General features: G+C 48.8%; 3 protein-coding genes and 1 pseudogene. 3 read left to right on the forward strand and 1 reads right to left on the reverse strand.

Features of this window, described 5'->3' with window-relative positions:
- Positions 1 to 447: 447 nt before the first annotated feature.
- On the reverse strand, positions 448 to 1,140 hold the full coding sequence (locus PsAD46_RS17185) for a response regulator transcription factor (RefSeq protein WP_063286986.1): 693 nt from the start codon (positions 1,138 to 1,140) through the stop codon (positions 448 to 450).
- Between the two features lie 139 nt (positions 1,141 to 1,279).
- Here PsAD46_RS17185 and PsAD46_RS17190 point away from each other — a divergent pair, with 139 nt between their 5' ends.
- From PsAD46_RS17190 to PsAD46_RS17200, 3 genes and pseudogenes are all read left to right on the forward strand, one after another.
- On the forward strand, positions 1,280 to 2,728 hold the full coding sequence (locus PsAD46_RS17190) for a HAMP domain-containing sensor histidine kinase (RefSeq protein WP_063292603.1): 1,449 nt from the start codon (positions 1,280 to 1,282) through the stop codon (positions 2,726 to 2,728).
- A gap of 170 nt (positions 2,729 to 2,898) precedes the next feature.
- Complete coding sequence (locus tag PsAD46_RS17195; RefSeq protein ID WP_063292604.1) at positions 2,899 to 5,688, forward strand: discoidin domain-containing protein; 2,790 nt, start codon at positions 2,899 to 2,901, stop codon at positions 5,686 to 5,688.
- A gap of 141 nt (positions 5,689 to 5,829) precedes the next feature.
- Positions 5,830 to 6,013 (forward strand): annotated as a pseudogene (locus PsAD46_RS17200) (type I secretion system permease/ATPase); the annotation flags it as partial.

Genomic DNA, 6,013 nt, shown 5'->3' on the forward strand with positions numbered 1-6,013 from the left:
CGGCACATGCATGCAGCTGCTCACTGTAAAGAGCGACCCAGACTGCGAAGAGAAGCGTGACCCGGAGATGGATATGATCCGAATGAAAAGGAAAAAGAGCTTGACCTCAGCGCCCGATTAGAGAAGCTGTCATTCGGGTGTTTCTATCAAGGGTTGAGACCAACTTGGATTGATGATGCCGTGGCCTCTGCTTAGTAGGGCCCAATCATCGATTTTGGGTCTCAGCAAGCTTATGCAAGTTCCAACACGCCTCTTCTTTCTTTTGAGGGCCTGCACACTGCGATAGAGCATTTTTTCTGGTCTAGAAGGCCAAAGTTTCTGAAAACTTCCTCACATATCTTATCAAAGGCAAATACTTAGTCCCGAGCAAGCTAATCAAGACTTTTAGAAGAGAGGTTGCAATGAGCATCTGATTGGAGATTACGTAAGGCTTACTTTAGCAACTTATCAGTTCTGGAATGTATAACCCTTCCCCCACTCAGTCAGGATGTGCATTGGATTTGAAGGTTCAATTTCGATCTTTCGCCGCAAGCGCTTGATTAGCGTGTCAACAGAACGATCATCCTTGCCAGCGTGCTGTCGAGTTCTGGCAACGGCAAGTATGTCTTCGCGGGAGAAAACAACACCAGGGCTTTGCGCAAAAAAACGAAGGACTGCTGCTTCACTTTGAGTGAGCGGTACGGTAAGGCCTTTAATGTTGGAAATGCGCCGCAGCTGAAGATCAAATGTCCAATCTCCAATCTGTATTGCAGAAGCCGTATATTGTTGAGTGTGATCTTTACGACGACGTAGCACGGCTCGTGCGCGGGCTAACATCTCCGGAAAAGTGAATGGCTTGACGATATAGTCATCGGCGCCAATGTCAAGCAACGCAATGATTGTGTCCTGGTCACTGAGTGAACTCATCATAATGATGGCAGCGTCAGACCGCTCTCTGACTTCCCGGCAAAACACTTTGCCAGAGGGGCCGGGCATGACAATGTCAACAAAGCAGAGATCAAACTTTGTCTTGTTCCAAACCTGTCGCGCTTCGGGGACACTTATACACCGATGGGGGGTGTAGCCAGCGCTAACCAAAGCCTTCCCCAACTCTTCTCCGAGGGTGTGATCGTCGTCCACGATCAAAATACTCTCGCTCATCCGGTCTAAACCTTCGATATCCAATTGACTTTGCAACACGCATATATTGTAACATCTGCGTGTCAACTTGTCCCAATGCCGAGATAGATAAATGAAATCAATGAGGTTTTCAGCGCGTCTTACGCTTGGTCAACAACTAATGTTTTTGGTCATTGGGCTGGTATTGGCAGTTCAAGTCGTAAACGTAATTGTATCGCGTGTTGCTGATGTGCAGCTTCTGACAGCTGCTCAAAAAAGCCTTCATCTCACACTGGCTGGTCGGTCTTTCAGTGGTGTCTTAGCCCTGCCAGAAAACCAGCGTGTCCGATATACACAAACCTTATCTAATCTCGCTGTTCATATAGAATGGGGAGTTCCGCGAGCTCTACTTGATGGTGACGAACGGCGCCCAGATATCGAGGCCGAAGCACTTACCTGGTATGGCCGTGCAGGGTTACCCGTCTCAGAAGTCGTTGTGACAGAACGAGGCTTTCCAACTCCTCCTCCTCCCCGCGGAATGGTGGCAGAAGAGACACCTATGTTAGGCCTTGGTGAACCGCCGCGTACTCTTTTGGTAAATGAGCTTGATTGGAAGACGACCCCAAAATGGGTTTTTGAGGAGAAACCGGCACCGTCAAACAATCTTCTGAACTTATTCAGAACCTGGCCACTCGCTGAAGTGTACAGGGTTGCATTGCGCCATGATGCTACAGGCAACTGGCTCACGGTTTATCAGCTCAGGCGCTTACCACCTATCAATGCAGCCTACACGAAGCTTATAACATCGAGTCTGGTTTCTCTTTTAATTGCAGCGGTAGTTTTACTGATTAGTCGGCGTGTTATGGCACCTTTTTGGCACCTTTCTCATCAGGCAGAGCGGCTTGGGCGCGGCGAGACCACTTCCTCTTTGATTGTGCAGGGACCGCGTGATACCCGTGAGATTATCAGGTCTTTCAATCGAATGAATGAGCGCGTTACGCAGGCGGTGGATTATCAGATTGGCCTTTTGCGCAGTCTTGCTCATGATCTGAAAGGTCCTTTGGCAGGGATCAAGCAGCTTGTTGATGCCGTTGGTCCGCAAACCACCAGATATCAGATTGAGGCCCGTCTAGATCGCATACAGAGCATTGTTGAATCTATTATGGCTTTTTCTCGTGCGGTGATGCGAGATGGAGACTTCCAGCGTGTAGACCTCACACTTCTGCTGGATGTGGTGATTGAAGAGCGCAGTGAGCTGGGAGATGCAGCTGAAATGACAGACACAGCACCTGTTATCGTGTCATGCCGCGTGAATGCTATCCAAAGGTGCTTATCCAATCTGGTTGAAAATGCTTGCAAGTATGGCAGCGCCGCTCATGTGACTGTTTCTAAGGACGGAGATGAAGCGGTTATCACCATTGATGATAATGGCCCAGGCATCCCAGAAGAGGAACTAGATCGTGTGTTCCAGCCTTTCCAGCGCTTGGCGACAGACATACCCGGTAGCGGCCTGGGGTTGGCAATCGTAAAGACAATTGTAACTGACCAAGGTGGTTCCATAGGACTTTTTAACCGCGCTGAAGGCGGGCTGCGCGCTGAGCTTCGCCTTCCACTCTACCGAAAGAATTAATCAGCCTCTCAAACTGTGACAAGTGTTTGTCACAGTTTGTCACGAGACCTCAAATCATACCCGCGGTATCCATGTAGGAGTCGGACAATTCTGTCCTTAGAAACTCGGCAATACATTCACCTGACATCTGCTCGGACAACGAATGTATGCACTGACACATGGATTAGAAAATGGCAGATACAATCTGGAGCATCGCTGCAAAGAACTCATATCTTGATGGCAGCTACACATTCGGCTGGATCGCAAGAAAGAATAAAAAGGACTCGAACCTTGTAGGCAGTGACCATAATGATTCAGTGACACTGGACTCATTAGCAAGGAGCGGTAGTAGTGTAAAGAAGAACTCGAACCTCCATTATTATGGTAATGAAGGCATAGATACGTTGAGATATCGTGGAGATAATAATTATTCGACTGATCTCAAGGTTCTCGATGGAAATACCGTCATTGTCGAAGGGGGCCATTCGAAAGATAGCTCACACATCAATTTCAGCTCCCTGGACGTCACTGCACACAATGTTGAGATCTTCGACTTCAACTACACTGATGACACAGCCGACTTTTACGGTCTGTCTTATGGCGTTACGGCCTATGGGGGCGATGGCAATGACTCGCTGAAAGGCACAATGCATGCTGACAAGCTTTACGGAGGTGACGGAAATGACACGCTCGTCGGTAATGGAGGGGATGATTACATTGATGGCGGAGATGACGCAGATACGATCGAAGGTGGCGCAGGGGCTGATCTGATTTTTGGTGGCAAGGGCAACGATATAATCTGGGGTGGCACATCAGGAATTACAGCAGACAGCGCCAATGAAATGTATGGTGGTGATGGCAATGACACCATACATGGTGCGATCTATGTGCAAACAACACCCAATGTCGATATCATCGCAGACAATATCGACATTGCTTATGGCGGTGCAGGTGACGACATTATCAATGGGTATGATGGGAATGATATTCTTGATGGTGGCACGGGCGCTGATAAAATTTACGGAGGAGAAGGCAACGATATCATCTCCTCAGGCTCGCTCAAAGACCAAGCCGTAAGTGACCAGCTTTGGGGTGGTTCTGGTGCGGATATGTTTATCATTGGCGATGGCAGTACTGACTACACGAGCGATTTTGTTCTCGATATATCAGCAGCTTTTCCTAACAAGGGCAGTGATTGGACATCTATTCTGGATGCAGCAGGCAGCGCAGTGGGGATTATACCGGGCGTGAAAGCAATTGGTTCAGTTGCAAAGACTATAGCTTCTGGCTTTGATGCTTACTACACAGCTACCAACTCATCAAAGACAACCTTTACTATTGATGCAGACTGGGGCGAGACTGCCGAAGCTCAGGTCAGAGACTTTAACCCGTTTGAAGATCATATCATGATCCCAATTGCGGCATCCGAGACTGATCTGAATACCCACTACACCTTCGAGTGGGAGACTGCTAACGATTTGGCATTCACATTACGGGACAACCGTGGAACAGCAGACCGTGAAATCCTTGCCGTCCAATGGGCTGACGACCTTGTAGATTATTTTCCTGACTACATGACCGAAAATGGCAAGGGTGTTACGATCAATAGTGATTTTTTTGATGCGCTCAAAGCAAGTTTGAAGGAAAGCTATGTCAACTACGATGGATCTAAGCTCTACTTCGGAGACGAACTACAGGATCTAGGTGAATGGGTCGGTGAAATGGCCGGTTCCAATCTGGGATTCATGGATGTGGGGGCCTATGCTGGTTGGACGATTTACGACAATGAAGCCCCTAACGACATGTGGATTGGCACCAATCTGAACGACATCCTCGGCGCGTTTGTGCCAGCCGAAGCCAACACAACTGCCCCCAGGGAGGGATATTATTCTGATACGGCGTATTTGTATGGTATGGGGGGCGATGATCTTTTGTTTGGTGGTGCAGGCGATGATGTCATCAATGGCGGCGAGAACCTCGACGGCACCGCCGATAGTGATACTATAGCTTTCTTTGGAGCTGATTCCGTCGACATTGATTTGGGCACAAAGATTTGGAAAGAAAATCTTGGCATCTACTACTCAGTTTCCAGTGCGATCTACTCGATTAAGACCGACAATGAGGGCGGACGTATAACGAAGGTAGATAGCGACAAGTTGTACTTCATCGAAAATGTGATCGGATCAGACGGAAACGATATCATTAAAGGTGATGAAGAGCGAAACATCCTTTCAGGTGCTGGTGGAGATGATGAGTTAACTGGAGGGGGGGGCGCCGACACTTTTGTCTTTGCCGCCAACTCTGGGAAGGACACGATAACCGATCTGGACAAAGCCGATGTGCTCGTTTTCGAAGGATTGTCCGCGTCTGAACGCGATGCATTGATCAACTCTCTATCTGATGAAGGCAATAGCCTCTCGATTGATAGTGACAATTCAGTAACCTGGGAAACAAGCCTCCACAAATCGTCATTCCAAACGAGTATCTCCACCAATGAAGGCGATACGGCAACCTATGACGTAACTGTCGCAGCGGCTCAAGCAGCTGAACGAGCGTATCATGCAGGACTTACAAACCTGACAGACGCGCTGAATGCCAGCGCAGCAGACCAATCAACCAACTACGTCAGCGATGATTACCTCGCATTCAACGTTCTTGATGGTGACGTTGATACAATCAACCACACGGGCAAAAGCGATCCAGCCCCATGGTTGAGCATTGATCTGGGAGAAGATGCTCTGATTGAGTTTATTGATCTTGAGAACCGTCAGGACAACTGGACAAGCTCTCGTCTGACCGGAGCTCACATCGAAGTGTTGGATGATGGGGCAGTGGTTTGGTCATCCTCTGATCTGACTTCCGCACACAACCAGCTGATTGAAGTTGGCGGTATAGTTGGTGACGAAGTTCGCATCGATCATGCAGGTGGGCACTATCTGCACATCGCTGAAATCGATATCTATGGTGATTTCATAGCCTAAGACGGCACAAGGACACGGATCTAAGACGGTCCGTGTCTCTCTTATCTCGGGTGGAGTTGTCATTTATAGTTATGTCTAGGACAGCTGACACCTTTCTGGCCTGTCTTGGTGGGCTTCTTGCTTACTTATCCTGAGTGAAACATGTCTTCTCAACAATCAATTTCACGCCAGCGCCCTATGGTGGCTGAGGCGTTTGCTGCGTCTCGGTCCGGGTATGCGGGCGTTGGGGTCTTGAGTCTGGTCATCAACCTGTTGATGCTGACGGGTCCGATGTTCATGCTGCAGATCTATGATCGCGTGCTCGCCAGCCACAGCGTGCCAACAC

Origin of the sequence: Pseudovibrio sp. Ad46 (assembly GCF_001623065.1) — a bacterium.
Classification (GTDB): Bacteria; Pseudomonadota; Alphaproteobacteria; order Rhizobiales; family Stappiaceae; genus Pseudovibrio.